Below are 22,975 nucleotides of genomic sequence, written 5' to 3' on the forward strand. Positions count from 1 at the left end.
GCTTCATTGCACGCGCCAACGAAACGCACTCAAAAAAGAAGAAGGCCATGTACGGCCACAAAGGCAAGATGTTCCCATTGAGAGCCGAAGGGTACTGAAGAGGGAATAGAGCCGATCAAGTAAGATTTTCCAGACCGGATCGCCTTTGTTGTAGTATCTTGTAGTTTGCTCTTGCTACGTTGGCAGAAAATGCGTGTTTTTTGTCATTGCCGCCAAAAAGTATCCCCTCTATCCTGTCTCCATGAAGAAGCGCATGGAGTTCTATTTCTATCAGGGTATGGTGGCACTTGATGTCACCGGTCCTCTCGACGTCTTTAACGCTGCCGATGAGATACTCTCGCGCAATGGAAAAGAACAGGAGGGGTATGAGCTGACTTTTTCTGCCAACACTCCCGGCCCTATCCCCACTTCTTCCGGCTTGTGTTTTCACGCGGACGTCTGTCCCGGATTGGAAAAGGCCGACACCCTCTTGGTACCAGGTGGCATGATCGCAGAAACGGCTTCCACAGACTCAGACAATATTAAGGCCATACAAATGGCAGCCCGAAAAGCGAAACGGATCGTTTCGGTTTGCAGCGGGGCTTTTCTCTTGGCTTCCGCAGGCATCCTCGATGATCGAAGGGCTACCACCCATTGGATGGTAGCTGACCGGCTGGCCGCACTCTATCCCAATGTCCACATGGAGCCAGATTCAATATATGTACAGGACGGCACCATCTCTACCAGCGCGGGAGTGACTGCAGGGATTGATCTGGCGCTTGCGCTAGTAGAAGAGGACTACGGCCCTTCATTGGCTATTGAAGTGGCGAGACTGCTGCTGCTTTACCGTAGGCGGCCAGGAAATCAGAGCCAGTTCAGTACCACGCTTGCCATGCAGACCAAAGTGGGAGAACGTTTCAAGCCCCTTGTCGATTGGATCGAAACCCATCTTGATCAAAAACTCACAGTGGACCTGTTGGCTGAGAAGGCACACATGAGTTCACGTACTTTTGCACGCATTTTTCCGTCGGAAACAGGCATGAGCCCAGGCCGGTTTATTGAGCAGTTGCGAATCGATCGCGCGCGCGAATTGCTCGAATCCGGTGCCGAAGGGCTTGAACAAGTAGCGCGCGAATCCGGCTTTGGCCGAGAGGAGCGGTTGCGCCGCGCCTTCCAAAGAAGGCTCGGCATCAGTCCGACTCAATATCGAGCCCATTTTATACAAGGAGAACACCATGACCACAGGTCTTACCTACGGGATACTCATTTATGAACAGGTCGCGGAACTCGACTTCGTCGGCCCGCTCCAGGTTTTTGGCATATCAAACCACCTGCTGAACAGTGGGAGAGTCGTGACTATCGGCCAGGCCAACAATCCCCTGCGTGGGACTGGGGGACTGCAGATGATACCTGACTACAGCTTTGATGTTGCGCCGAAACTTGATGTCCTGCTTCTGCCCGGTACAGCCGAGATCAGCGAATACGCCCTTGGCAACGACACGATCATCGACTGGGTGCGAGGACAGTATGACAAAGTTGATTGGATGACGAGCGTTTGTACGGGAGGCCTTATCCTACAAAAGGCGGGCCTGCTCAAGGGACGCAAGGCAACAACCCACTGGATGCTGATGGATTCACTGGCCAAAGACCCTGAAGTGACGGCATTGTCGGATCTTCGCTATGTCCGCGATGGCAACATCGTGACCGCTCAAGGCGTTTCCGCGGGCATTGACATGGCCCTGTGGCTGGTGGGTGAAATTCACTCTCCTGACCACGCCCGAATGGTCAGAAAGATTCTTCAATACGATCCGGCTCCGCCCTACACGGCGGAAGTCTGATTGGGCAGCCCTCTTCAACTATACCAACGCCGACAAACGGCCTTACGCTGAAGCTCATTTCTCGAACCAGAAACAGGCCCCTCAAACCAAACAGGCGATCCACAAACAGACTTCTCTCCATGCTTAGCACATCTCGCTAACTGTAGTACGCCCCCCCATAGACAAAACTGAGGAGAGCACAAACTATTTGCAGGGATGAAGCTCATGCTTTTGAATTTGAAAAGAGGGTGGCGACAATAGATGCTTTTGGGGTTGCTTGGTTTGCGACAAGCGCAAGAATGTGCCACCCGGCTGGGGAAGGAAGTTGAATGGACATTAATTTTGATACAGTTGATTGGGCTTTTGCCCAATGTACAGCCGTCTTCCTTTATGCCCTTTGGTATGACTATCGCCATAAAGGCAGCAAGGGAGGCTGAGCCTCCCCCGCATAGATTATTTCCTTTTCCTTTGTTGACGTTCTTTTCTGCGCCGACTGGAGACTTTGCCAGAAGGTGCCATTTTGACCAGTCGGGGTTCAAAGCGGGCGACCTGTTCCACCAAGTCTTCCTGGGCAGCCATGACCGCTTCAATGTCCTTGTAAGCCATGGGCACCTCATCCAAGCCTCCGGAAACAAGGTGCACCTTTTTCTTTTTCAGAAACTCATTAGCTTCTGCCCAGGTAAACCGTCGCTCGGCTTCTACCCGGCTCATGGCTCTGCCTGCCCCATGTGAAGCAGAATTGAGCCCCTCTTCGTTCCCTTTGCCTCGGACCACAAAGCCGCTTGTGGCCATAGACCCCGGGATGACACCCAAGACGCCATTTGTGGCAGGGGTCGCGCCTTTGCGGTGCACGACCACTTCGCGCCCCTTGTGGGCTTCCTTCCAGGCGAAGTTGTGGTGGTTCTCCACTCCGGCCAGCACTTCGCAGCCAAGATGATCCACCACGTGCTTGTGAATCAGTTCATGATTGGCAGCGGAATATCGACCCATGAGCTCCATAGCCTGCCAGTATTCGCGTCCTTCAGGGCTGTCCATGTCGAGCCAGGCCAAGTGGGACAGTTCCTCTGGAAGTTCAGGGTGAAGCTGTCTGGCAAGTGCGCTATAGTGTTTTGCGACTTTTTCTCCAGTTCCCCTACTGCCGCTGTGGCTCAGCATAGCAACGTACTTGCCGCGACCGATTCCCAAATCCTCCGAAAGGACCTCCAGCACGCCGAATTCAACGAAATGGTTTCCGCCACCGCTGGTGCCTAATTGTTTCGCGGCTTTGTTGTGGTGTTTACGCAGAATAGGAATTTCTTCCCAAGCAGGATCGTCCATCACCTCATGCTGACGTCCGGGTTTGAAGGTACAGCCGGTACCAAAGCGGGTTTCCTTTTCCAACGCTTCGATGAGGTCCTCCTGATAAGCGACGATGTCAGGGACGAGCAGGTCCAGCACAGAAAGCTTCATGCGGCAGGCTATATCCACACCAACAGCATACGGAATGACAGCATTGTCGGTCGCCAGCACTCCGCCGATGGGCAGGCCATACCCAACGTGAGCATCAGGCATGAGTGCTCCGGCCACGGAGATGGGCAGTTTGCAGGCCTGTGCCATTTGGTCGATGGCGGCAGGCTCGAAGTTGTCACCCCATTGTTGCCAGGGGGCTGCCTCATCACGTCCGGAAAACCGGGCACGGGCCTCAGTGACCCTAACGATGGTGCGAGCCAGGTTGCCCCATACTTCATCCTCGGTGAGGAGCTTCGGTGCGTCGACGACGGCCAGTATGGCCTGCTCGACATCTTCGACTGTCTGTCCAGATTTCATGGCTTGCTTTACTCCACCCAGGGCGGCATCCACGCCGATGCCGGCAGGGACACCCAATTCTTTCAATCGTGCTGCTTTCATTTTTTACTCCTTACCGAGGTCGATGCGCCAGACGCCTTCGCTCTCTTGCTTTATTTCGATGGGCAGGTCGATGAACTGCCTGATAACTTCAATATTGGTTAATGTGTGCATAGACGGTTTGGTGGTCCGGAAGCTGCCGCCACCTGCCAATACCATGGGCAGAAGCAGTTGATCCGCCAGTTGTCGTTCTACCACCGCCCCGCTGTCCAAGAACATTTTGACATCTTTCACAGCTTTTGCCGCTACCTGTTCGGCGGTGACGCCCTTGCGGCCAAAAGCGGTAAAGCAGGCGGGCAGGGCGTTCTCTGAGTGCACCTCCACAAAGAGGTAGTTGCCGGGGCCAGGTGAGGGCAGGTCGAACTCCACAGAACAGTCATTTTCAGCCAGCCCCAAGCCTTCCTTGACGATTTCGAGCTCTCGCTTACAGATGTCCTTGGAAATCCGTGCCACACAGGACCGGGCCAAAATACGCTTGCAATCTGCGGATTCCAGAAACTCCACTCGACGCAGTTGCTCCACAGGAGTCACGTTCACGGTAAAACGCCCCCCGCCGACAGGGTAAAAACCGTATTGCTTGAGATGCACCTTTAATGAAGGCCCCATGGCCTCCACTGCAGGCAGGTAACACCGCTCAAGAAAATCAAAAGGCGGTGAGGCCATATTGTGAGTCCCGCCTTCCACGGTGATGGTGGAGGTGTTTTCCGCCAACAAAAGGGCCGGGAGCACGGTCTGGAGCACCAATCCGGCGCTGCCGGCAGTGCCTACGGCGAAATCGTAGTGACCGCCTTGAATCGGGCCGGGGGAGAACCGTATTTCTGTTGAACCTACGACATGTCCCTGGACTTCGGCTCCACAGACTTCGGCTGCGGCTTTCAATGCTGTGAGGTGTTGACGCATGAGTCCCGGTTTTGCGCGGCCGTTACGTATGTTGATGACGTGAACGGGCTTGCCTGTGACCATGGAAAGCGTCAGGGACGAGCGTAAAACTTGACCGCCCCCTTCACCAAAGCTTCCGTCTATTTTCAAAGAATCAATCATTCAAATCTCCTGCATGCAGAATCTTTACGCATGGAACAGAGCGGCGGCAAGAGGGGGGAGAAAAGGCCCGGGATAGAGGCATAGCCGACCTATCTGTCGGGTGTAGGATGTATTTTCTCCGGCATCCGCCGCATGTTCAATTTCCACTTTTTATCCTTTGGACGGCAAGGGATGTCCGATGTTCCACTCCCGGACTCGGGAGATCGGCCGGAATTGAACCGGCAGTCCAGATGCAGTCGAGCAGACATTCACCGTTTGAATTTCAAGTCGGGTGGCAAAAGGTGTTCGAAGGACCCACTCCTGCCGTGGAGGCTTCCCGGTTGCCGACCGGGCACCGGAATCGAACCGGCTAGACATGTACTCGAACAGGCATCCACCCGAAAAACTCATTCAGCAGGAACGACAAGGGGTGATACGAGGGGATAACATGTACTCGTATCAGCATTCGTTCCAATCATTTTTTACAATTCAACTCCCTCGATGACTCCGACCCAATGCTCCTCATTCAGGAGCCCACGGGCATAAATGTCGATGAGGTTGAACACCGTATCTGAGAATCCGCCGACGTTCATGATGTCATCGCGCTCCGTGGCCTGCGTGGTGTTGTACGGAGCAATGTCCATACAGACCAGTCGGGCCTGTGGGTTGCGTCTCTTGAACAATGACCATTGGCGCATCAATTCAGTGCCATGGGCGCTGTCAGCGTCAACCCATGATTCGTTGTCCGACACCAGGATGACCATGTCGCCTTTAGCCCTACGACTGTTAAGACTCTCAAGCGGTGCGCTGATGTTGGTTCCGCCCCCCCAGACAGCTCCGAACTTGCCCGCATTGGTCAACACGCTGTCACGCGCATTAATCTGCAAGGGGACCACGTCATAATCGAATGCCAGGATTTCAGCCTCTGGATTCTTACGGAGCACGGCAGCCGCAACAAGTCCGGCCACGTCAACACAAGTAACCGCCGAGGTGGCCCCTGCCCGGTACCCAGTCACAGGCATGCCCATTGAACCAGAAACGTCGGGGCAGACATAGACTTTACCGCCCAAAGCCGGGACCGCTTCCAGAGAGTACTCCAGAGCATCCTGTAGAGCCTCTCGGATTTCACCCGGAAGCTCATCTCCGCAGGCCACGCAGGCCGACAAAACCTGATACGGGAAAACACGTGCTTTGCGTAACTCGTCCTGGTCGGCCAGTCGTTTGGCTACCATTGCAACCATTTCCGGATTCTCGAATACGCCATGCCGGGCAAAGGTGTTCAGGTTCATACGGGTCATGGTCCAACCAGCATTGCGGGCAATTTCAGTCCACTCTTCTTTGCCAATATCCAACGAAGCCAGCATCTGAAAAGACACTGCAGGCGGTCTTCCCTGTCCTGTTTCTTTATAATCCTCATAGTCTCTAACAAGGGCGGGCAGTTTGTCGCGATCCACATCGCGGCCTATAAGCCAGCCGTAAAATGCATCCCTGACCTCGTCTTCAGGTTTCGGATGCACCATCTTGATGATGTCCGCCAATGAGGGCGAATTGCCCACCGAAGCCCGCAACAGCGTGTCCTCCGAGTGGTCTGCCAGCCAGTTTCTTACCAGTCGTTTCGGGCGGGAGCCCAGAGACTTCCTTCCGACTACGCCAGAACGCATGATCTGAACGAAATTACGCAGCATCCTGCCGTTATCAATGACACGCTCGAAGACCACAGGCAGCAATCCAGGTGCGGTCACAGACAGCCATGCGCACAACAAGGCGGGCATATCCTTCATGAACCCCTTTTCCCGGCTGTAGATCGCTGCCTTTGCAACGAACTCCGGCTCAACCTCTTTCACCAGTTCAAGCACGGAGTCGAGCTCGTCCCGGGCAGAAGCGTAAAACGTGCCGCCAAGAGTGCCGGTAGCCACATACTGGGCCAGGGTGTGCTTGGGGTCAAAGGTATAAGCAGCGGCACCAGCGTTGTTGGTGCCGGTGGTCGGGGGAACAAACTTTCCAGCAATAGTCTTGAACAGTTCAGTATTTGCCATATCTTTTTCTCCTTGCGCATTTTCGTTTCGCGATTTGCATGGCTAAAGCACCAGCCGTGCCAGACTTGGAATAAAATCTAAAGAATGTATCCATGCCTTCGAATTTGTTTAGGAAATTTTTTCAACTGACATTTGCTAAACCGTTAAAAGGCAGATATAAAACGGGCAATTGCTATACAAATGTATAAGGATTTATAATAATGAAGAGTAAGAGGACGGTAGCATTCAGTTTGCTCGGAACCACCCTGGATGCGGGCAAAGGAGCCGGACGCTGGAGTCACTGGCGGCCAACAGTCTCAATATGCCAGCATGAAGATCTGCTCATTGACCGGCTAATACTGCTGCACGGTCGTAGCCACAGCAAGTTAGCCAAGTGCATAAGTGATGATATTCGGCTGGTCTCGCCTGAAACAGAAGTGGTCCCGCAGATTCTGGACTTTACAGATCCGTGGGACTTCGAAGAAGTCTTCTCGACCCTGTTGGACTTCAGCGAGCAGTTTCCCTTCAATCAAGAAGAGGAGGACTACCTCGTCAACATCACAACAGGCACACATGTCGCCCAGATATGCCTTTTCCTGCTTACCGAAGCGCGCCAAATGCCTGGACGTCTGCTTCAGACGGGGCCACCCAAGGGCAAGAAAGGAGGTGTGGGCAGCTACTACATAGTCGATTTGGACCTGTCCAAGTACGACTCCATTGCAATGCGCTTTGAAAAGCGCTCCAAGGACGATATTTCATTCCTCAAAGCGGGCATCGAGACGCGCAATGCGGAATTCAACTCTTTCATTGAACGTTTGGAAAAAGTGGCTAGCCGCTCTGCCGAACCGATTATGCTCACAGGACCGACAGGCGCGGGGAAGTCAACACTGGCAAAACGCATATACGAGTTGAAAAGAAACAGGCGCGTCATCTCTGGCAATTTTGTCGAGGTCAACTGTGCCACCATACGTGGCGACGCGGCCATGTCTGCCCTGTTTGGCCATAAAAAAGGGGCATTCACCGGAGCCGTCACCGACCGAAAGGGCCTGCTCCGTGCTGCAGACGGGGGGCTTCTGTTTCTTGACGAGGTGGGAGAACTTGGCCTGGATGAACAGGCCATGCTCTTGAGAGCCATCGAAGAAAAGACATTCCTCCCAGTTGGCGCAGACAGGGAAGAACAAAGTGCATTCCAGCTTATTTGCGGTACCAACAGGGACCTGCAATACGAAGTGTCTAAGGGAAATTTTAGAGAGGACCTGCTGTCCAGGATCAACTTGTGGACATTCAGAATGCCCGGACTCAAGGATCGACCGGAAGACATCGAGCCAAACGTTCAATACGAGCTGGACAGGTACGCCCGTGATACCGGTAAGCGAATCACCTTCAACAAGGAGGCCCGTGAGCGGTTTCTTTCTTTCGCAATGTCTCCTGAGGCTGCATGGAAGGCCAATTTTCGCGACCTCGGCGGTGCGTTGACCCGCATGTCCACCCTATCAAAGGGAGGGAGGATCACCGTTGATGTCTTGATGGAGGAAGTCGAACGCCTGAGGCAGCTCTGGGGGCAGGATTCACGGCTTAATCGAAGCGACACAGCACATATAGTTGAAGAGGTCCTTGGAAGCGAGAGAACCAGCCAGCTTGATCTGTTCGACAAGGCTCAACTTGGCGAGGTTTTACGTGTTTGCAAGGAAAGCAAAAGTCTTTCACAGGCAGGCCGCACTCTTTTCGCTGTTTCCAGGTCAAAAAAGAAAAGCGCCAACGATGCTGATCGGCTCACCAAATACCTGAAGAAATACGGCCTTTCTTGGGCGGATAGCCAAATTGGCTAAAACAGGTCGGGGAGGGGCTGTGGCTATTTCCACCCAAGATAATTCAAAAATCTTTGGTATTCTGTCTTTGCCCTATTATCAAACATCCTGATGTATTTGATAGGCTCATCAGCGTCTCTAAACTTCAGAGTGACCATGAAATCTGATTTGCGTCGCCTCCAGTTCCTTGCTTTTAGAGAGGAGAAGCATTTCCCCATTCACCACCAGTAAAATCTTGTTCTCGGTTCGCGATAAGGTAATCATTGCAAAGAACACGAGGCTTAAAATAGAAGTCAGGAGCTATCTTGCCCAAAATTAAGGCCCCTTTAAGGAGCATCCAGAAATGGCTTAGGCACGATAACCCTCAACAACTGAGCGCTACTTGAGAAAATTCGGGTTGGATCTCGACAACCTGCTTGAGGTTGCAGAGGCATCCACTAGGAGCAAGATTGTGAATATTGGTGAAAGGCAATAAATGAACAATCCCCCCAGAAGTACGAGTTCTGGGGGGATTATATCCACCTAGTATATCCAGGCTAACTATATCAAAGGTCACTGAAGCGTAACCAGTTGAAATTTCATGGCGTCCCCAAGGGGGTTTGAACCCCTGTTGCCGGCGTGAGAGGCCGGAGTCCTAGGCCACTAGACGATGGGGACAGGATGGTGGGTCGTACTGGGCTCGAACCAGTGACTCTCTGCTTAAAAGGCAGATACTCTACCAACTGAGTTAACGACCCGTGTTCCAAGGATGGTATCTCTATCTATTTGACCTTTGGGTGTCAAGCATAAATTCGGAATTAGTTTTTTGGGCTATTGGGTCAATAACCACTTGAGATACCAGAAGAATTAATTTTTTTCTTGCAAAATTATTCTGCTATGTTATAGTCCCGCTCCCTAATAAAAATGCGAAAAAAGCAGTTTAAGGAGAATACATATGACAAGAAAAGACCGTACTGAGGGAATTTACTCCCGCCGCGAGGTTCTCGACGAGTCAGAACGCAGGCAATATTATCAGCTTCAACTCAAAGAGCTGCTCGCCTACGCCTACCGTTATTCCGAGGACGTCAAGAAGCGGTTCGACCGCGCACAGTTCAATGTGGACAAGTTCCGCATGCTGAACGATCTGAAGCATATCCCCATCATCAAGAAAAAGGAACTCATATTCCTGCAGTCCATGGGCCCCCGTCTCGGCGGCCTGCTGACCAAGGATCTTGGCGAATTGCAGCGCGTGTTCCTCTCTCCCGGCCCGATTTTCGACCCCGAAGATCGCAGCGAGGATTACTGGGGATGGACCGAAGGCTTCTATGCCGCTGGTTTCCGTTCCGGCGATCTGTCGCAGATCACCTTCAACTATCACCTGGCCCCGGCCGGTCTGATGTTCGAAGAACCCCTGCGCAACCTGGCCTGTGCCGTTGTGCCTGCCGGACCCGGCAACACCAACTCCCAGATCGAGATCATGCAGAAGCTGCGTGTCACCGGCTATGTCGGTACGCCGAGCTACCTCATGCACCTGGCCCAGAAAGCCGAGGAAATGGGTCTCTCGCTGCGCAAGGACCTCTTCCTTGAGGTCGCCTTCGTTACCGGCGAAAAATTCTCCGAGAAGATGCGCTCCACCCTGGAGAAGAAGTTCGACTGCATCATGCGTCAGGGCTACGGCACCGCAGACGTCGGTTGCATCGGCTACGAATGCTTCCACAAAAACGGCCTGCACCTTTCCAACCGCGCCTATGTCGAAATCTGCCACCCTGACACCGGCATCACGCTCAAGGACGGCGAGGTCGGCGAAATCGTTGTTACCGCCTTCAACCGCACCTACCCGCTCATTCGTCTGGCAACCGGCGATCTGGGCTATCTGGACCGCTCACCCTGCGCCTGCGGCCGTACCAGCCCCCGTCTGGGCGGCATCGTCGGTCGTGTGGACACCACAGCCCGTATCAAGGGCATGTTTGTCTACCCCCATCAGGTCGAGCAGGTCATGGCCCGCTTCGAAGAGGTCAAGCGCTGGCAGATCGAAGTCACCAACCCCGGTGGCATCGACGAAATGATCCTGTCCATCGAGGCCGGTCAGTTCCATCAGGAAGATGAACTGCTCCACCTCTTCCGCGAGAAGATCAAACTGCGTCCGATCCTCAAGGTGCTGGCACCCGGAACCCTGCCCCCGCAGATCCGCCCCATCGAAGACAAGCGCACCTGGGACTAACCTCTCAGCAAGCCCGCAATACAACAACACCCGCACCGGTCTGACCGATGCGGGTGTTTCTTGTTGGCAACAACAGACACTTTTTACAATGTCAGGCCCACTGCGCGGACAGGAGACCCTTCACCGTCCATTATCCTGAGCGGCAGACAGCTGAAGATAAACCCTTCAGCAGGCAGTTCTGCCAGATTGGTGAGGTTCTCGACGATGACCATGCCATGGTTGAACAACGCGTTGTGCGCAGGCAGATCACGAGAATCCACCGGATCCGGCGACGGCGTGTCCAGCCCGATGCCCTTGAGGCCGAGACCTCCCAGAAAGCGGCAGGCAGTGGGGGAAAGGACGGGAAAGTCACCATAATAGCGGTCAGTTTTCCAGTATTCGTCCCATCCGGTACGGATCAGGACGAAATCGAGCACGTCGATATCAGCAAGCGCGGTAAAATCCGACTGATCCATGGTCTTTTTGCCGAGGCCCGAAAGGTCCACAACCGCACCCCAGCCCGTAAAATTGTCCGGTCCGAGCCAATCCAGTCCCGGCGCATCCACCATGAGATGCCCGGACGTATCCACATGCGTGCCCGCATGGGTACTCATGGTCAGGACAGTCTGGGCGAAGCCGTGTTTCTTCACGAAATGCGTCCGCCGCACATTGGGTTCGTCGTCACCGGGGAAGACCGGCATACCGGTGTGGATCACATGGCTCAGGTCAATGGCGTGCATGAAAACCTCGCTAAATGCTGTACATATTCATGTTGGGACGCCTGGTGAGCGGCATGCCCGGCTTGATATGCTCATCTGCCACGGCACGGATATCGGCCATGGATTTGGCCCCGAGAAATCGGGTCTGCAGACTGTGACCGTATTTGAAATTGGCCGCAAAATAAATGGTGAAGAGCCGATACCGCTTCAAGGCGCGAATGGGGTCATAGTAATGATCAAGCAGATCGGCCAGCCGCAGGGCGTAGTCACGAAAGGCGCTTGCAGACGGCTCGAAGCCGGCGGTCCACTCGGCAAACAGCCAGGGCCGGGCCATGGCCATGCGGCCAATGGACACGCCGTCACACCCGGTCTTGTCGAGCATGGACAGACACTCTTCAGGGAGGACCACATCGCCATTGCCGAAGACCGGAATGGACACGGCTTCCTTGATAACGCGGATATGGTCGATGGCCGGTGGTCGGGTCCGCTTGTCCGGTGCCACACGGGGATGAAAGACAAGGCAGTCCACACCAGCGGCCTCGAATTGCTGCGCCAGCGCCACGGCAGGCCCGACATCCGGGGTCCAGCCCGTACGGAACTTGACGAACAGCGGGATGGATACCTCTTTGCGCACCGCCTCGACAGCGGCCAGCGCCGCGACCGGATCCTTGAGCAGGGCTGCCCCGGAGTTGCGCTTCACAACCCCGGATGCCGAACACCCCATGTTGATATCTATGCCGAAGAATCCCTCGTCCTCCACACGCCGAGCCGCCGGTATCAGTTCCTCAGGGGTGGCGCCCACTATCTGGCAGACCAGCCGCGGCAACTCTTCATCGCGCCAACGAAAGACCGGAGAAACGGTTCTGTTCTCCGTGGGCACGGCCTTGGCACTGCACATCTCCGTGAACATGAGACCGCATCCGCCATATTCATCGAGCAACCGGCGATAGGCGATATGCCCCAGCCCGGCCATGGGCGCGAGCCACAGCCGGTTTGCCACGGGCTTGCCGCCAATGGAAAGAGGACGGTTCAGGCGTTCGTCCAAAGAGGGACGTTCAGACATGTGCGAGGCAGTCATGGTATGCTTACAGGCCGAGGTCCCGGGCCAGTGTCTCGGCCTGCACCAGATCGTCAGGCCCGTTGACATTGAAAAACGAAACATGATGCGGATCACCTGCGGCCAAACGATCGAGCGGAACCGTCTTGACCTGCACCTGATCAAAAAAGCGGATGATCTTGTAGTCCTCGCGCTTGAGCTGGTCCTCGATAAACGGGAGACACCGCTTGGAGTACACCGCGCTAAGCGGCTCCATGTACCCGTCTTCCTTGATGGGGATGATTACGTCCATGTCCGGGGTCGCTTCCGCAAGCAGCAGCGCTATCAGCCCACCCTGCACGAACGGGGCATCGCACGCCGAAATGAATCCGTGGGAGGCGGTCATGGCGTCCAACCCCGCATGGATGCCTGTCAGGGAACTGCGGGCTGCAAAGCGATCCTCGGCAACCACATGCCCGTAACCGGCAAAGTCCGCCCTGTCCCGGGCCGAGATGACGATTTCAGAAAACAACGGTACATACACGGCCAGCAGCCTGTCCAGCACGGTCCGACCGCCAATTTCCATGAACGCCTTTTTCACGTACCCCATACGGGAGCCGAGCCCTCCGGCCAAGATGATACCTGCGATGTCCATGACCGCACGGTAGATCAAGCCGTGACAAATTGAAAGGGTCCACAAACGGGATGCAAGCGTGTATGCTCCCTCCATGTGGACGACGCTCAAACTCATCGGCCTCCTGGCGCTCTGTTATGGCGCCATCATTGTCTGGATGTATTTTTCCCAGCGGGGGATGATCTATTTGCCCCGGCAGGCGCTGGTGGCCACGCCGGACGAAATTGGACTGCCCTTTGAAGACGTTCGTCTGACCAACCGGCTGGGCACGGAAATACACGGCTGGTGGCTCCCCGTAGAGCATCCCCGCTTCACCCTGCTTTTTTCCCATGGTAACGGCGGCAACATCTCCCATAGGCTGGAGTCGCTCCGCATTTTTCACGACCTCGGGCTCAACGTGCTCATCTATGACTATTCGGGGTATGGCCAGAGCCATGGTGAACCGGGTGAGACCGCCACACAGGCTGATGCGCGGGCCGCCTGGGACTGGCTCGTCGAGAACCGGAAAGTCTCCCCCGACTCCATCATCCTGTTCGGACGAAGTCTGGGAGGGGCAGTCGCGACAGCACTGACCGCAGAGCTGGCAGAGACCCACGCGACGCTCCCGGCGGGCTTGATCCTTGAATCCACGTTCACCTCGGTGCCGGACATGGGCGCTTCTCTCTATCCGTGGCTTCCCGTGCGATACCTGGCCCGGTATCAGTATGACAGCGAGACCGCGCTGAGCGCACTCGACGTCCCCGCCCTATTCCTGCACAGCCGTGACGATGACGTGGTGCCATACACGTTGGGGCACAGGCTCTTTACAAGGTACAAGGGCCGAAAATCCTTTGCCGAACTGCAGGGCGACCACAATACCGGGTTTCTTGAAACAGGGCAGTCCTATGCCGGGGCACTGGACAGCTTCCTGGCGACCTTGGCCCAATAAGCGGATGTCCACGACACACACCCGACGATCAAAACCCTGCCCATTTCCCCGAAAGTAGGAAAAAGATGCCGGACCATTCACCGTGTCGAAAATTCAACACCCTGAATTAACATCCTATTTTAATTAGCGCATGGCTTTTGCTGTATGTCCTCCAGCCAGCAAGGAGGAACACATATGACTGCTATTGAACAGACACAGATGGTGCAGACCAATACGGTCTCCCGCAAACGCATACAGGAACTGAAGGCGCGTGCCGCAGAAGGACTGGACGATGCCATGGACGCAGTGGCCAGAAACCTTGGCCGCGAAGAGGCCCGTGAAGCGGAAAACAGCCTTTCCGGCCTGAGTGCCCAATTGGCCACCCAGGAAGGTGCCATACACCTGTTGGACGCCGCCAAGGTCGCCGACCTTATCAGCGACCCTTTTGAAGACGATTAATCACTGCCGAAACCGTGAATTTTCATTGGTCGGACATGCCTGAGACAGGCATGTCCGACTTTGTGCTTGCCTTTTGTATGGGCAGGTAATAGATTGGCATAATTACATCTTCTCTTTTTCCTGTGTCCCTGCGCGGTGACGTGACGCCCTCTGAAAAGTATCTTCAGTTTTATCTTCAATAGAGACTGTATGTTGCATGCCCCCGGCCCTTTTTCGGGCCGGAAACGCTTGCGCGCACTTTCTGCAAAGGGTATAAATGAATCAAAGGCTGGGTACCCGAAAACGGGGTTGGATTGAACTAATAACGGAGGGTGGGAGGAAATAGAAACCGATTTCTTCGAAAATACATATGGCGAATTGAGTCGCCACACTCCAAGAAAGAGCAACGTGCGCCACAAATAAACGCATCAGGCCGTCATAAAGTGTATAATTTGAAATGTCAGGCCCTGATACAAAGCCGGAGAATCCGGCCCGGCGCACATTTCTTGTGCGTATCTCTCCTCCCATTCTTCACGATATTTTCATTTACCTTGACACTATTTAAGCAAACAGTGTTAACAATCCCCCACGGGGATTCTCTTTGCGTACGCAATGACTTGGAGAAAAGACACGCAATTTACAACTTGTTCGGATGGACTATATCATGACGGAAAACGGCGCATGCATTGATGTTGAACAGATAACGAATATAATAAAAACCAATGGTGTCCAGAACGACGCCGATTGGATGGCCATCATACTTTTCGTCCGCAACCTACTGACAAAACTAACAGTATATACGGAAGAGAAAAAGGCCGAAATCCAACGCGAAATATGCACGCAGCTCGCTCAGAAGGATTTTTCCGACACGCACCTTGAAACCATTATCGCGATGCTCGACATGTATATCATGCAGAACATCGGCTCGCTGGAGCTGGAAGAAGCCCTTGCCCAGGAAAAACGGTCCGCCGCCCTGCTGCTCAACGAGATGAACGATATCGTCGCCTCAATGCAGGGATCCCACGAACGCCACCAGAGCAAGCTCGACAGTTTCAAGGATGAGACCGTCAGCGTCATCGAAGAGTGCAACAAAAAATCACTGATCATCTCCAAGGTCCGCGAAATGTTTCAGGGACTCATTGTCGAGTTCCAGGAAGAAGCCCGCGCGCTCAATGAAAAAGCGCAGCAGTTCGAACAGACCGCCAACTTCGACCCGCTGCTGACCGACCTGCACAACCGCCGCGCTCTGGAGATATTCCTCCAGGCCGCAGCCATGGAGTACGAAAATACCGGCGAACCGTTGTCCATGATGATGATCGACGTGGACCACTTCAAGACGGTCAATGACACCTGTGGTCATCAGGCGGGCGACGATGTCCTGCGCGCCCTGGCGCACATCATCACGGCTCATGCCATCCAGTACAGCGGCTTTGCCGCCCGATACGGCGGCGAGGAGCTCGTCATCATCATGAAAGGCCTTACCCAGGAGATGGCGAGCATCAAGGCCGAAGCCATCCGAGCCGATGTGGAAAACTATGATTTCCGCATTCGCACCGACGGACAGCTTGCCGAGCACTCCCTGCGATTCACCGTGTCCATCGGTGTCGCCGAGATGCACAAGGGATGGAACGCGGGTTCACTGGTCGGCGCGGCCGACAAGGCCATGTACCAGGCCAAGAACACCGGACGCAATCAGGTCCGCAGAGCCCCTGAAATCAGCTGAGACCACAACAGATTTAAGACAGTTATCGAAAACTGACGATGGAATATCCGCAATATAAAAAGCTGGTTAAATGGTGCCGATTATCCATTCTCTGTTTAGGAATCGGGCTGATACTCCCTGCGGTCTGCCATGCCGCGAAACAGGAATTGGTGATCCTGCACAGTGAAGCGTTGCCCACGCAATGGACGCACAATATCGAATCCGGCCTGTCTAACACCCTGGGCAATGAGACCTCCATCCGACAGGAATTTCTGGGTGGCGACACGCTGGATGAAGACCACTTCGAAGAGGTCTTTGAGCAGTTGGCCCAAAAGCCCCCCTCCTCTCCTCTGGCCGTGGTTGCCAACGGTGAAACCGCTTTTGCCTTTGCCCGCAAATTCGGCGAAGACCTTTTCCCCGGCGTGCCTGTCATCTTCTGCTCCATGGACTGGCCCGACCCCACTGTCCTCAACCAGTGCGGCCCCTGCACCGGTGTGCCGCTTAAACAGGACATCGCCGCCAACCTCGAACTCATCTTCACGCTCAAGCCCGACACCAGACTCGTTGTGGTCATCAGTGATGACCAGAGACGGACATTGCGGGCAACCACGGATTCAGCCATGAAACCCTACATGGACAGGGCACAGATCCTGTTCCCCGGATATGAACCGGGTGACAATGCGGGCCTGAGCCTCGCCATCATGGGCGACGTCCTTGCCAGTGTGCCGGAAGCCGGCGTGGTGCTGTTTCTCGGATACACCGAAGACGGGCAGGGGAATATGGTGGAAAATCAACAGATCGTATCACTGATTGAAAGACGATCCGTATCACCTGTCTTCCTGATAACGGATACGTTGCTGGGTTCGGGCGCAGTGGGCGGCGTCGTGGTGTCAGGCACGGCTGTCGGTCGCAAGGTCGCCGATATCATCCTGGATATCCGATCAGGCCAGGCAGTGAATGAGATGCTGCCGGAACCTGTCCCAACAGAGGTTGTCCTCGACGGGACAGCCCTGGCCCGGTTTGGCATGACAGCCATCCCCGGTGCGTGTGTTGTCAACGCGCCAGAACAGGCGCCTGACGAACAGGGGCTTTCGGCGTCATGGATTGCCCTTGCAGCCCTGGCCTTTCTGGGGTGTCTTCTTCTCGCGGGTCGTCGCTACATGAAATAGATGCTGGAAGCATCGGCCATGATCAGCATCAGGACCGAGATTCCGGCCACCAGAACCATGTTCCATGTGGACTGCTGCACGTTGCGTCTGATTTCAGCTATCTTTGCTGCGTAATGATTGTCCGAATACCGTTTTCTTCCTATCCAGATCATGACACGCACCCCCTTTCTAGCATTCAAAGGTACGCGCCCTTAATGGGGCATTCTCACGCCAACTCCATGACAGTCGAGAAAAGGATCAGGCCTCTTCTGTGTCGCCATGCCGCACATCCACGGCCAGTACTCCCACGACACGAGCGGTCTTGTCCTTTATGGGTGCTGCAACAGTCAGACAATAGTCCTGAATGACGTCTGAATGATAAATATTCGAGATGAATGTCTCCCCGGTACGCATGGGTTCGGTGAACCAGTCGCTTTGAGACCAGTCCGCCCCTTTGCCGCAATTCGCAGACAGGCAGGCACCATGCGCCAGGGCGGAATCGCTGACCTGCACACCTCGAACATCCATGGCCCGGGCCATTTCAAGACTCGGGTTGAGCTGGACGGTCCTGTCCAGCACCTTCTTGATCTTGCTCGGATTCATGGTCACCAGATCCGGGGCCTTGGCCAGAGACGCGACCTTGTCCTGCATGGTGCCGTCACCCAGCAGCATGAACAACCCATACAGCTTGGAGAGGGTCTGAATCTGCTCGGTCAGCTCGCCGATGGCCACACCTGTCTCGGCAACGGCTTCAGCGGTCTGCGTGGACACCTCGTCCACTTCACTCACGGCGACATTGATTTCCTCGCCAGCCAGAGACTGCTGGGTGGAGGCAGCCGCGATGGACTGAACCTGCTGTGAGGTCGAATCAAAGAACTCCATGATCTCGTTCAGGGCATCCCCGGACTCGCCCGCCAGACTGTTGGCGGTTTCCACCCGCTCGGCAGCCAAATCCATTCTCTTGATATTCTCGCGCACATCCGACTGGATGGCGGCAATGGCCCCGCCGACCTCACGCGTGGCGTCCATGGTCTTCTCAGCCAGCTTGCGGACCTCGTCTGCCACCACGGCGAATCCCCGCCCGGCTTCTCCTGCCCGAGCCGCCTCAATGGCCGCATTAAGAGCCAGCAGGTTGGTCTGATCGGCAATGTCCGAGATGACATTCATGATCTTTCCGATGGAATCCGCCTTGGTACCGAGACTGGCCACCTGCTCCTTGAGCCGTTCGGTAATGGTGTGGACGTCGCCGATGGAATGCACGGTCCGGCGGACCACTTCCGACCCTTCGAGAGCGCGCTGGTGGGCGGCTTCCGTGTCTGCGGAAGCGACCTCGGCATTGCGGGCCACCTCACGAATGGAACAGGCCAACTGCTCCATGGAAGCGGCCGTACGCTCGACTCGACCGCTGAGACTGTCGGCGCCGTCCCTGATACGTCCGGACTCGCTGTTCACGATGGCGGAGGCTTCCTTCATACCCGAGACCACGACTTCCAGCATGCCTGCGGCCTGGAGCATGCCCTCCCGCTGGGCCCTGGCCGCATCTGTGCGGGCCTTGCGTTCACTCTCGGCCTTGGCAAGCGCACTTTCGGCCTCTGCCGCCTGTGTCCTGGCCATCTCCGAGGCTGCTTCCGCCTCCTGCATCTTTTCCGCCAGCGTGCGGACCATCTGCTCAATGGCCCCGGTGACCTGTTGCAGTTCACCGGAGAACGCGCCTTCAGGCGTGGCCTCCAGATCGCCCTCGGCCACCCGGCCCGCATAGCCGCGCAACCGGTTGAGCGGGCTGAGCAGGGCAAAACGAATAAATATGAATGTCACAAGTACAATAAGCGCGCATGAGGCCGCACCAGCCACATAAGCCGCGTTCTCAAGCTGACGTACCGGCTCCATGGCCTCGGACGCGTCCACCTTGGCCACAAGGGCCCAGACGGTATCCCCCACAGAAACTGGTGCATACGCCGCCAGGACGTCTTTTCCGCGATAATCCGATGTCTCCATGCTGCCGCTCTTCCCGGACAGGGCCAGGCGGACGGATTCGGACTGCATGTCACCCTGCCCCGGATCGGCAAAGGAGCTGATCACGGAGTGGTGAACCGGGTCTGAAAAAAGATCGGACCGCATGCGTGCATCCGCGCCCACCAGATAGGCCTCTCCAGTCTCCCCCATACCGGCACGGGTACTCATGACGGCGTCCACGGACTCAATGGGGATACGGAGCATGGCGACTCCCTCAATCTCTTTGCCATACCGCCTGATCGGTGCGGCGATAAACGCGCAGGGAACGCCTTCCAGTGGTGAGTAGGGGTGAAAATCGACAATGACGGTCTCTCCGTTGAGAGCCCGCTTCCAGATACTGGCGAGCAGACTGTGCTTGAGCGAACCGCCGACAATGTCCTCACCCAGTTCGTTCCCTTTTGCTGCGGTAAAGACGATCCGGCCGGTATCATCCAGAACCAGGACGTCCGCATACCCCCGAACCTTGACCCAGGGGCTGAAATCACTGGCCACCCGATTCATGGCATGCGCGTAATCCTCATTGTTCACATCCATGCGCTGACCAGGCTTGGCTTCATAAAAAACGATATCTCGCAACCGAACCAATGCGCTGTAGACATACTTGGCCTCGGAAAACATGCGAATATCCTTCTTCCATGTTTCCGTCAGCTCCTCCATGTCATGGAGCTTGGCCTCCCTGAGCATGGCGAGCTTGCCGTAGGCCTGAACTTCAAGACTCCTGGATGCGGTATGCAGACTGTAGCTGGCCATGCCCGCAAGGGGCACGATCCCGATCAACAGACAGAATATGAGTATTTTGATGCTGAGTTTCATGGGTGTTCTCCTCCACCGTGACCCGGTGTAAACCGCACGAATTTACGGCTGACGGAGAAGAACCCTACTGTCGCAGGGGATTTAAACGACCCGATTTGTTACAGGAAGGTCACACCTGTGTGAAGATACGCAGTTCTTTGTGTGACAATAAAAGTAGTAACTATTACGGGGTCTTGTTTTTAATTTTTCACAAAAAAACCGAGAGGACCGCAAACAACCACAACAAACCGCAGAGAACGGCGGTGGCGGGTATCATCCACCACTTGAGCTGTATGGCCTTGCCTTGGATCTTGAAGGCGCCACAACAGCGGAACAGGGACATGATCATCTGGGCAAGCAGGCCGGAAACCGCCAGGGCGGGCATGGCGATACACCAGAAAACAGGGTCGGCAATCCAGTTGGCAGTCATGGCCTAGGACATGACCCACTCTTGCAGAAGCGGGGGCCTTTTGAAACCGCCGATCTGGCTAAAATGGCACAGGGCGGTCAATTCGACGCCATTCTTAATGATGGACACGGGCCTGTCTGCGGAAACGACCACCACCACAATGTCTTCGTGCTCGGCCGTAAAGCGCAGGGCCGAGTTGAACCGGGCACCGCGCGCCCGGTTTTCGCCGGGAACACTCCGTCCGTCCATGAGGCAGCCGAACCCGTGCAGCTTGAGATCATGGCAGATATGCAATGCGCCATCCAGCTTGGCCAGCGAGCAGGCGAGCTTGAGCTGGCTGGAGTCCTGCAAGTCCAGCGGTTCCTCAAAATGCTGACCGGACATGACAAAGGAGTCCTCGCTGGTATCCACCACCAGAGTACACCCATGCTTGCGGTCACGCACCCGGTTCACCATGAGGGAAACGATCTGCAGCAGGGTGTGCTGCGTTTCCATACTCATGTCGGTTTCCAGAAGCTGTTCTTCAAGCTGGACCAGATTGGCCTTGAGGTTGGATGAATGAAACCGTCCGTCCGAAAAGGTGCATACGAGTTCGTTTTTGATCCACAGAAATCCATGGGTACCGGAGAACTGGGCCGCCAGATACGCCCCCGGCATGGGGCCGATGGCGATGCCGAGCATGGTGGAACCATCCGACACGAGCACGCGCCCGGAATCCTCCACGGCCTGCAGCAGCTTGCGCACATGCTTGGTGTCCGCCAGCCGTGGCTGCTCATGGATAGGGAACCGGCAGACAAAGCGCACCTGATCAAGCTGGCTCGGCTCTACCACCACGATACGTCCACGCGGCCACGCGCCCTCCTCCTTGGTACCGGACACCCCGATAATGGCGTCCAGGAAGGGATAGACACGGATCTGCGTGTCCAGCCAGCCATATCTGGACCGCTCGTCCACGATATAGTCCCTGATGGCGTGATTGGCGCAATGCTGGAGCATGAACCCGGCTGTGTCCAGGCTCATGACGTTGCGTGTCTCGAAATTCTGGGAGATAAGCCCGGCGGCATATTCAAGCCAACTCTTGGTCGGTCCCAGCGAGCACATGTTGGGATGCTGTTCCGTAAACCACATCTGGTACTGCATGGACCTCGAACGGGTGCCCAGCGTAATCAGCCCCGACAAATCAAGCGCTGCTTCGTCCTCATCGATGAGCGGCATGGCGGAACCGGTCACTTCCTGACCACGCCATTTGGAGGAGTATAGATAATAGTCGCGCAATTTGGGCTCATGCCCATCCAGCAATCCCTGCGGGTCACATATTCGCGGAGGTGAATCCTGTGTTTCGGCGTACACGACCGCAGCGCGACTTTGCTGGGAAAAATGCGACAACCCGACACGAAGCCCATCCAAAATATGAAATATGCAAATGCTCTCAAACGATGCTTCAGACATTCCCCGCTCCAGAATGTTGCAGTCAGCCCTGTTCCGGGCACTCTCCCGAACCTAGGCCAAAAGTCTTAACAATGTCCAGAGGGAGGGTGGTTACTTGCGGGCGGAAATGAGCACGTCAGCCAGTTCCCGAATGACTCCATGACCGCCGGAGGCAGTGGTTACAAAGTCGGCCAACGCCAGAATAGCTGAGTGGGCGTCATGGGGAGCGACCGTGAATCCTGCCAGGTTCATGGCCTCTAAATCATTGGTATCATTGCCCACATAAAGGACATCGCCAATGGCAATATCCCGCCGAGCGGCCAGCTCCTGCAGCGCAGCCCCCTTGTCGCTCACACCATGGAAGGCCTCAAGGCCAATTTTTTCAGCACGGGCACGGACCACGGGGTTGGTCTCTGTGGAGAGAATGACCTGCTCCACCCCAAGGGTGCGGATCAGGCCCACGCCCAGCCCGTCACTGCGATTGGCCCGCACGGCCTCATGTCCATCCTGATCCACGGTCACCGTATTGTCGGTCATGACCCCGTCAAAGTCGTAGACGATGAGCTTGACCCGCTCTGCGCCGGGGATGCCTCGCTCCCTGAGCGCGATGACCTCGCCGTCCAGCCCCAGATACAGCGGCTCGTGGCCTATGAGCTTTTCGGCTCGCCCACCACCATGGGAGAGGATTTTATCAACAATTTTAAGCACATTCGACACCTCGAAGGTCAAGATGACACAGCCTCCCGCCACGGTATCGCGGCCCTCCATCAGGCGCAGGCTCTGGCCGAACGCCCCCAGGAGCAGGCCATCGTTGACATGGGTAAAACCCAAGGCGTTTTCATAAAAAAGGGCGGATGTTTTGACATCGCGAACCAACAGGGTCACGGACGGGTAGACGGCCATGGCAATTCCTCTTCTGTTCAGGGTTTGAAGGGCAGACTACCCTGACAGGCACAACGGTGCAACCGATTGCATGCGCGCAATGCCGATTACGGCAAAGGCGTCACAAGCCCTCTACGGTCATCTATCGCTCCATGCAACACAGGC

Annotated in this window: 19 protein-coding genes and 2 tRNA genes; 8 read left to right on the forward strand and 13 right to left on the reverse strand. The window is 55.5% G+C overall.

Going from position 1 to position 22,975, the window contains the following annotated elements; all coding sequences use genetic code 11:
* Nucleotides 1-193 precede the first annotated feature (193 nt).
* Both SRBAKS_RS11180 and SRBAKS_RS11185 read left to right on the forward strand, forming a co-directional pair.
* Nucleotides 194-1,252, forward strand: coding sequence for a GlxA family transcriptional regulator (locus SRBAKS_RS11180; RefSeq protein ID WP_229590976.1), 1,059 nt, complete (start codon nt 194-196; stop codon nt 1,250-1,252).
* Nucleotides 1,215-1,817 carry a DJ-1/PfpI family protein gene (locus tag SRBAKS_RS11185; protein WP_229590977.1) on the forward strand — a complete coding sequence of 201 codons (603 nt, stop codon included), beginning with the start codon at nt 1,215-1,217 and terminating at the stop codon, nt 1,815-1,817. Before SRBAKS_RS11180 ends, SRBAKS_RS11185 begins: the two co-directional genes overlap by 38 nt.
* A gap of 432 nt (nt 1,818-2,249) precedes the next feature.
* Here the strand turns inward: SRBAKS_RS11185 and SRBAKS_RS11190 are convergent, their stop codons facing one another.
* The 3 genes from SRBAKS_RS11190 to SRBAKS_RS11200 all read right to left on the reverse strand — a co-directional run bounded on the left by SRBAKS_RS11190 (nt 2,250) and on the right by SRBAKS_RS11200 (nt 6,736).
* Nucleotides 2,250-3,683 (reverse strand): RtcB family protein, encoded by a 1,434-nt coding sequence (locus SRBAKS_RS11190; protein ID WP_229590978.1) that lies wholly within the window; start codon nt 3,681-3,683, stop codon nt 2,250-2,252.
* A 3-nt stretch (nt 3,684-3,686) separates the two neighbouring features.
* Complete coding sequence (gene rtcA / locus SRBAKS_RS11195) at nt 3,687-4,721, reverse strand: RNA 3'-terminal phosphate cyclase (protein ID WP_229590979.1); 1,035 nt, start codon at nt 4,719-4,721, stop codon at nt 3,687-3,689.
* A 461-nt stretch (nt 4,722-5,182) separates the two neighbouring features.
* Nucleotides 5,183-6,736, reverse strand: a complete 1,554-nt coding sequence (locus SRBAKS_RS11200) for a TROVE domain-containing protein (protein ID WP_229590980.1) — start codon at nt 6,734-6,736, stop codon at nt 5,183-5,185.
* A gap of 200 nt (nt 6,737-6,936) precedes the next feature.
* Here SRBAKS_RS11200 and rtcR point away from each other — a divergent pair, with 200 nt between their 5' ends.
* On the forward strand, nt 6,937-8,544 hold the full coding sequence (gene rtcR / locus SRBAKS_RS11205; RefSeq protein WP_229590981.1) for an RNA repair transcriptional activator RtcR: 1,608 nt from the start codon (nt 6,937-6,939) through the stop codon (nt 8,542-8,544).
* Nucleotides 8,545-9,104: 560 nt separating this feature from the next.
* On the opposite strand, the gene SRBAKS_RS11210 is transcribed toward rtcR, so the two are convergent.
* Together SRBAKS_RS11210 and SRBAKS_RS11215 are read right to left on the reverse strand one after the other, a co-directional pair.
* Nucleotides 9,105-9,180, reverse strand: a tRNA-Glu gene (locus SRBAKS_RS11210).
* Between the two features lie 4 nt (nt 9,181-9,184).
* Nucleotides 9,185-9,260 (reverse strand) — tRNA-Lys (locus SRBAKS_RS11215).
* 197 nt (nt 9,261-9,457) lie between these two features.
* On the opposite strand from SRBAKS_RS11215, the gene SRBAKS_RS11220 reads away from it, so the two are divergent.
* Nucleotides 9,458-10,723 carry a phenylacetate--CoA ligase family protein gene (locus SRBAKS_RS11220; protein ID WP_229590982.1) on the forward strand — a complete coding sequence of 422 codons (1,266 nt, stop codon included), beginning with the start codon at nt 9,458-9,460 and terminating at the stop codon, nt 10,721-10,723.
* Nucleotides 10,724-10,806: 83 nt separating this feature from the next.
* Here the strand turns inward: SRBAKS_RS11220 and SRBAKS_RS11225 are convergent, their stop codons facing one another.
* From SRBAKS_RS11225 to mobA, 3 genes are read right to left on the reverse strand one after another with little or no spacing between them, the layout of a single operon-like run.
* Nucleotides 10,807-11,442, reverse strand: coding sequence for a cyclase family protein (locus SRBAKS_RS11225; RefSeq protein ID WP_229590983.1), 636 nt, complete (start codon nt 11,440-11,442; stop codon nt 10,807-10,809).
* A 10-nt stretch (nt 11,443-11,452) separates the two neighbouring features.
* A complete protein-coding gene (locus tag SRBAKS_RS11230; protein ID WP_229590984.1) occupies nt 11,453-12,484 on the reverse strand; it encodes a tRNA dihydrouridine synthase in 1,032 nt (343 codons plus the stop codon).
* Nucleotides 12,485-12,506: 22 nt separating this feature from the next.
* Complete coding sequence (gene mobA, locus SRBAKS_RS11235) at nt 12,507-13,208, reverse strand: molybdenum cofactor guanylyltransferase (protein WP_229590985.1); 702 nt, start codon at nt 13,206-13,208, stop codon at nt 12,507-12,509.
* On the opposite strand from mobA, the gene SRBAKS_RS11240 reads away from it, so the two are divergent.
* The 4 genes from SRBAKS_RS11240 (at nt 13,186) to SRBAKS_RS11255 (ending at nt 17,307) form a co-directional block, all read left to right on the forward strand.
* The gene (locus SRBAKS_RS11240) at nt 13,186-14,019 is read left to right on the forward strand and encodes an alpha/beta hydrolase (protein WP_229590986.1); all 834 of its coding nucleotides are present in this window, start codon (nt 13,186-13,188) and stop codon (nt 14,017-14,019) included. The genes mobA and SRBAKS_RS11240 overlap by 23 nt on opposite strands.
* A gap of 174 nt (nt 14,020-14,193) precedes the next feature.
* Nucleotides 14,194-14,457: a hypothetical protein gene (locus SRBAKS_RS11245; protein ID WP_229590987.1), complete on the forward strand. Its 264-nt coding sequence runs from the start codon at nt 14,194-14,196 to the stop codon at nt 14,455-14,457.
* 643 nt (nt 14,458-15,100) lie between these two features.
* Entirely contained in the window at nt 15,101-16,159 is a 1,059-nt protein-coding gene (locus SRBAKS_RS11250; RefSeq protein ID WP_229590988.1) for a GGDEF domain-containing protein, read from the forward strand.
* Nucleotides 16,160-16,197: 38 nt separating this feature from the next.
* On the forward strand, nt 16,198-17,307 hold the full coding sequence (locus SRBAKS_RS11255; protein WP_229590989.1) for a hypothetical protein: 1,110 nt from the start codon (nt 16,198-16,200) through the stop codon (nt 17,305-17,307).
* Here the strand turns inward: SRBAKS_RS11255 and SRBAKS_RS11260 are convergent.
* From SRBAKS_RS11260 to SRBAKS_RS11280, 5 genes are all read right to left on the reverse strand, one after another.
* A complete protein-coding gene (locus SRBAKS_RS11260; protein ID WP_229590990.1) occupies nt 17,295-17,459 on the reverse strand; it encodes a hypothetical protein in 165 nt (54 codons plus the stop codon). The genes SRBAKS_RS11255 and SRBAKS_RS11260 overlap by 13 nt on opposite strands.
* 85 nt (nt 17,460-17,544) lie before the next feature.
* On the reverse strand, nt 17,545-20,112 hold the full coding sequence (locus tag SRBAKS_RS11265; RefSeq protein WP_229590991.1) for a methyl-accepting chemotaxis protein: 2,568 nt from the start codon (nt 20,110-20,112) through the stop codon (nt 17,545-17,547).
* A 187-nt stretch (nt 20,113-20,299) separates the two neighbouring features.
* Nucleotides 20,300-20,521 (reverse strand): competence protein ComEC, encoded by a 222-nt coding sequence (locus SRBAKS_RS11270; protein ID WP_229590992.1) that lies wholly within the window; start codon nt 20,519-20,521, stop codon nt 20,300-20,302.
* A 3-nt stretch (nt 20,522-20,524) separates the two neighbouring features.
* Nucleotides 20,525-21,949, reverse strand: coding sequence for a DNA integrity scanning protein DisA nucleotide-binding domain protein (locus tag SRBAKS_RS11275; RefSeq protein ID WP_229590993.1), 1,425 nt, complete (start codon nt 21,947-21,949; stop codon nt 20,525-20,527).
* A 90-nt stretch (nt 21,950-22,039) separates the two neighbouring features.
* The gene (locus tag SRBAKS_RS11280) at nt 22,040-22,831 is read right to left on the reverse strand and encodes an HAD hydrolase family protein (protein ID WP_229590994.1); all 792 of its coding nucleotides are present in this window, start codon (nt 22,829-22,831) and stop codon (nt 22,040-22,042) included.
* Nucleotides 22,832-22,975: the final 144 nt, after the last annotated feature.

Source organism: Pseudodesulfovibrio sediminis, assembly GCF_020886695.1.
Classification (GTDB): domain Bacteria; phylum Desulfobacterota; class Desulfovibrionia; order Desulfovibrionales; family Desulfovibrionaceae; genus Pseudodesulfovibrio; species Pseudodesulfovibrio sediminis.

Coding starts and splice junctions, on each gene's coding strand:
- SRBAKS_RS11185 (WP_229590977.1), top strand. CDS start 1,215: ATGACCACAGGTCTTACCTACGGGATACTCATTTATGAACAGGTCGCG.
- SRBAKS_RS11190 (WP_229590978.1), bottom strand. CDS start 3,683: ATGAAAGCAGCACGATTGAAAGAATTGGGTGTCCCTGCCGGCATCGGC.
- rtcA (WP_229590979.1), bottom strand. CDS start 4,721: ATGATTGATTCTTTGAAAATAGACGGAAGCTTTGGTGAAGGGGGCGGT.
- SRBAKS_RS11200 (WP_229590980.1), bottom strand. CDS start 6,736: ATGGCAAATACTGAACTGTTCAAGACTATTGCTGGAAAGTTTGTTCCC.
- rtcR (WP_229590981.1), top strand. CDS start 6,937: ATGAAGAGTAAGAGGACGGTAGCATTCAGTTTGCTCGGAACCACCCTG.
- SRBAKS_RS11220 (WP_229590982.1), top strand. CDS start 9,458: ATGACAAGAAAAGACCGTACTGAGGGAATTTACTCCCGCCGCGAGGTT.
- SRBAKS_RS11225 (WP_229590983.1), bottom strand. CDS start 11,442: ATGCACGCCATTGACCTGAGCCATGTGATCCACACCGGTATGCCGGTC.
- SRBAKS_RS11230 (WP_229590984.1), bottom strand. CDS start 12,484: ATGTCTGAACGTCCCTCTTTGGACGAACGCCTGAACCGTCCTCTTTCC.
- SRBAKS_RS11240 (WP_229590986.1), top strand. CDS start 13,186: ATGTGGACGACGCTCAAACTCATCGGCCTCCTGGCGCTCTGTTATGGC.
- mobA (WP_229590985.1), bottom strand. CDS start 13,208: ATGAGTTTGAGCGTCGTCCACATGGAGGGAGCATACACGCTTGCATCC.
- SRBAKS_RS11245 (WP_229590987.1), top strand. CDS start 14,194: ATGACTGCTATTGAACAGACACAGATGGTGCAGACCAATACGGTCTCC.
- SRBAKS_RS11250 (WP_229590988.1), top strand. CDS start 15,101: ATGACGGAAAACGGCGCATGCATTGATGTTGAACAGATAACGAATATA.
- SRBAKS_RS11255 (WP_229590989.1), top strand. CDS start 16,198: ATGGAATATCCGCAATATAAAAAGCTGGTTAAATGGTGCCGATTATCC.
- SRBAKS_RS11260 (WP_229590990.1), bottom strand. CDS start 17,459: ATGATCTGGATAGGAAGAAAACGGTATTCGGACAATCATTACGCAGCA.
- SRBAKS_RS11265 (WP_229590991.1), bottom strand. CDS start 20,112: ATGAAACTCAGCATCAAAATACTCATATTCTGTCTGTTGATCGGGATC.
- SRBAKS_RS11270 (WP_229590992.1), bottom strand. CDS start 20,521: ATGACTGCCAACTGGATTGCCGACCCTGTTTTCTGGTGTATCGCCATG.
- SRBAKS_RS11275 (WP_229590993.1), bottom strand. CDS start 21,949: ATGTCTGAAGCATCGTTTGAGAGCATTTGCATATTTCATATTTTGGAT.
- SRBAKS_RS11280 (WP_229590994.1), bottom strand. CDS start 22,831: ATGGCCGTCTACCCGTCCGTGACCCTGTTGGTTCGCGATGTCAAAACA.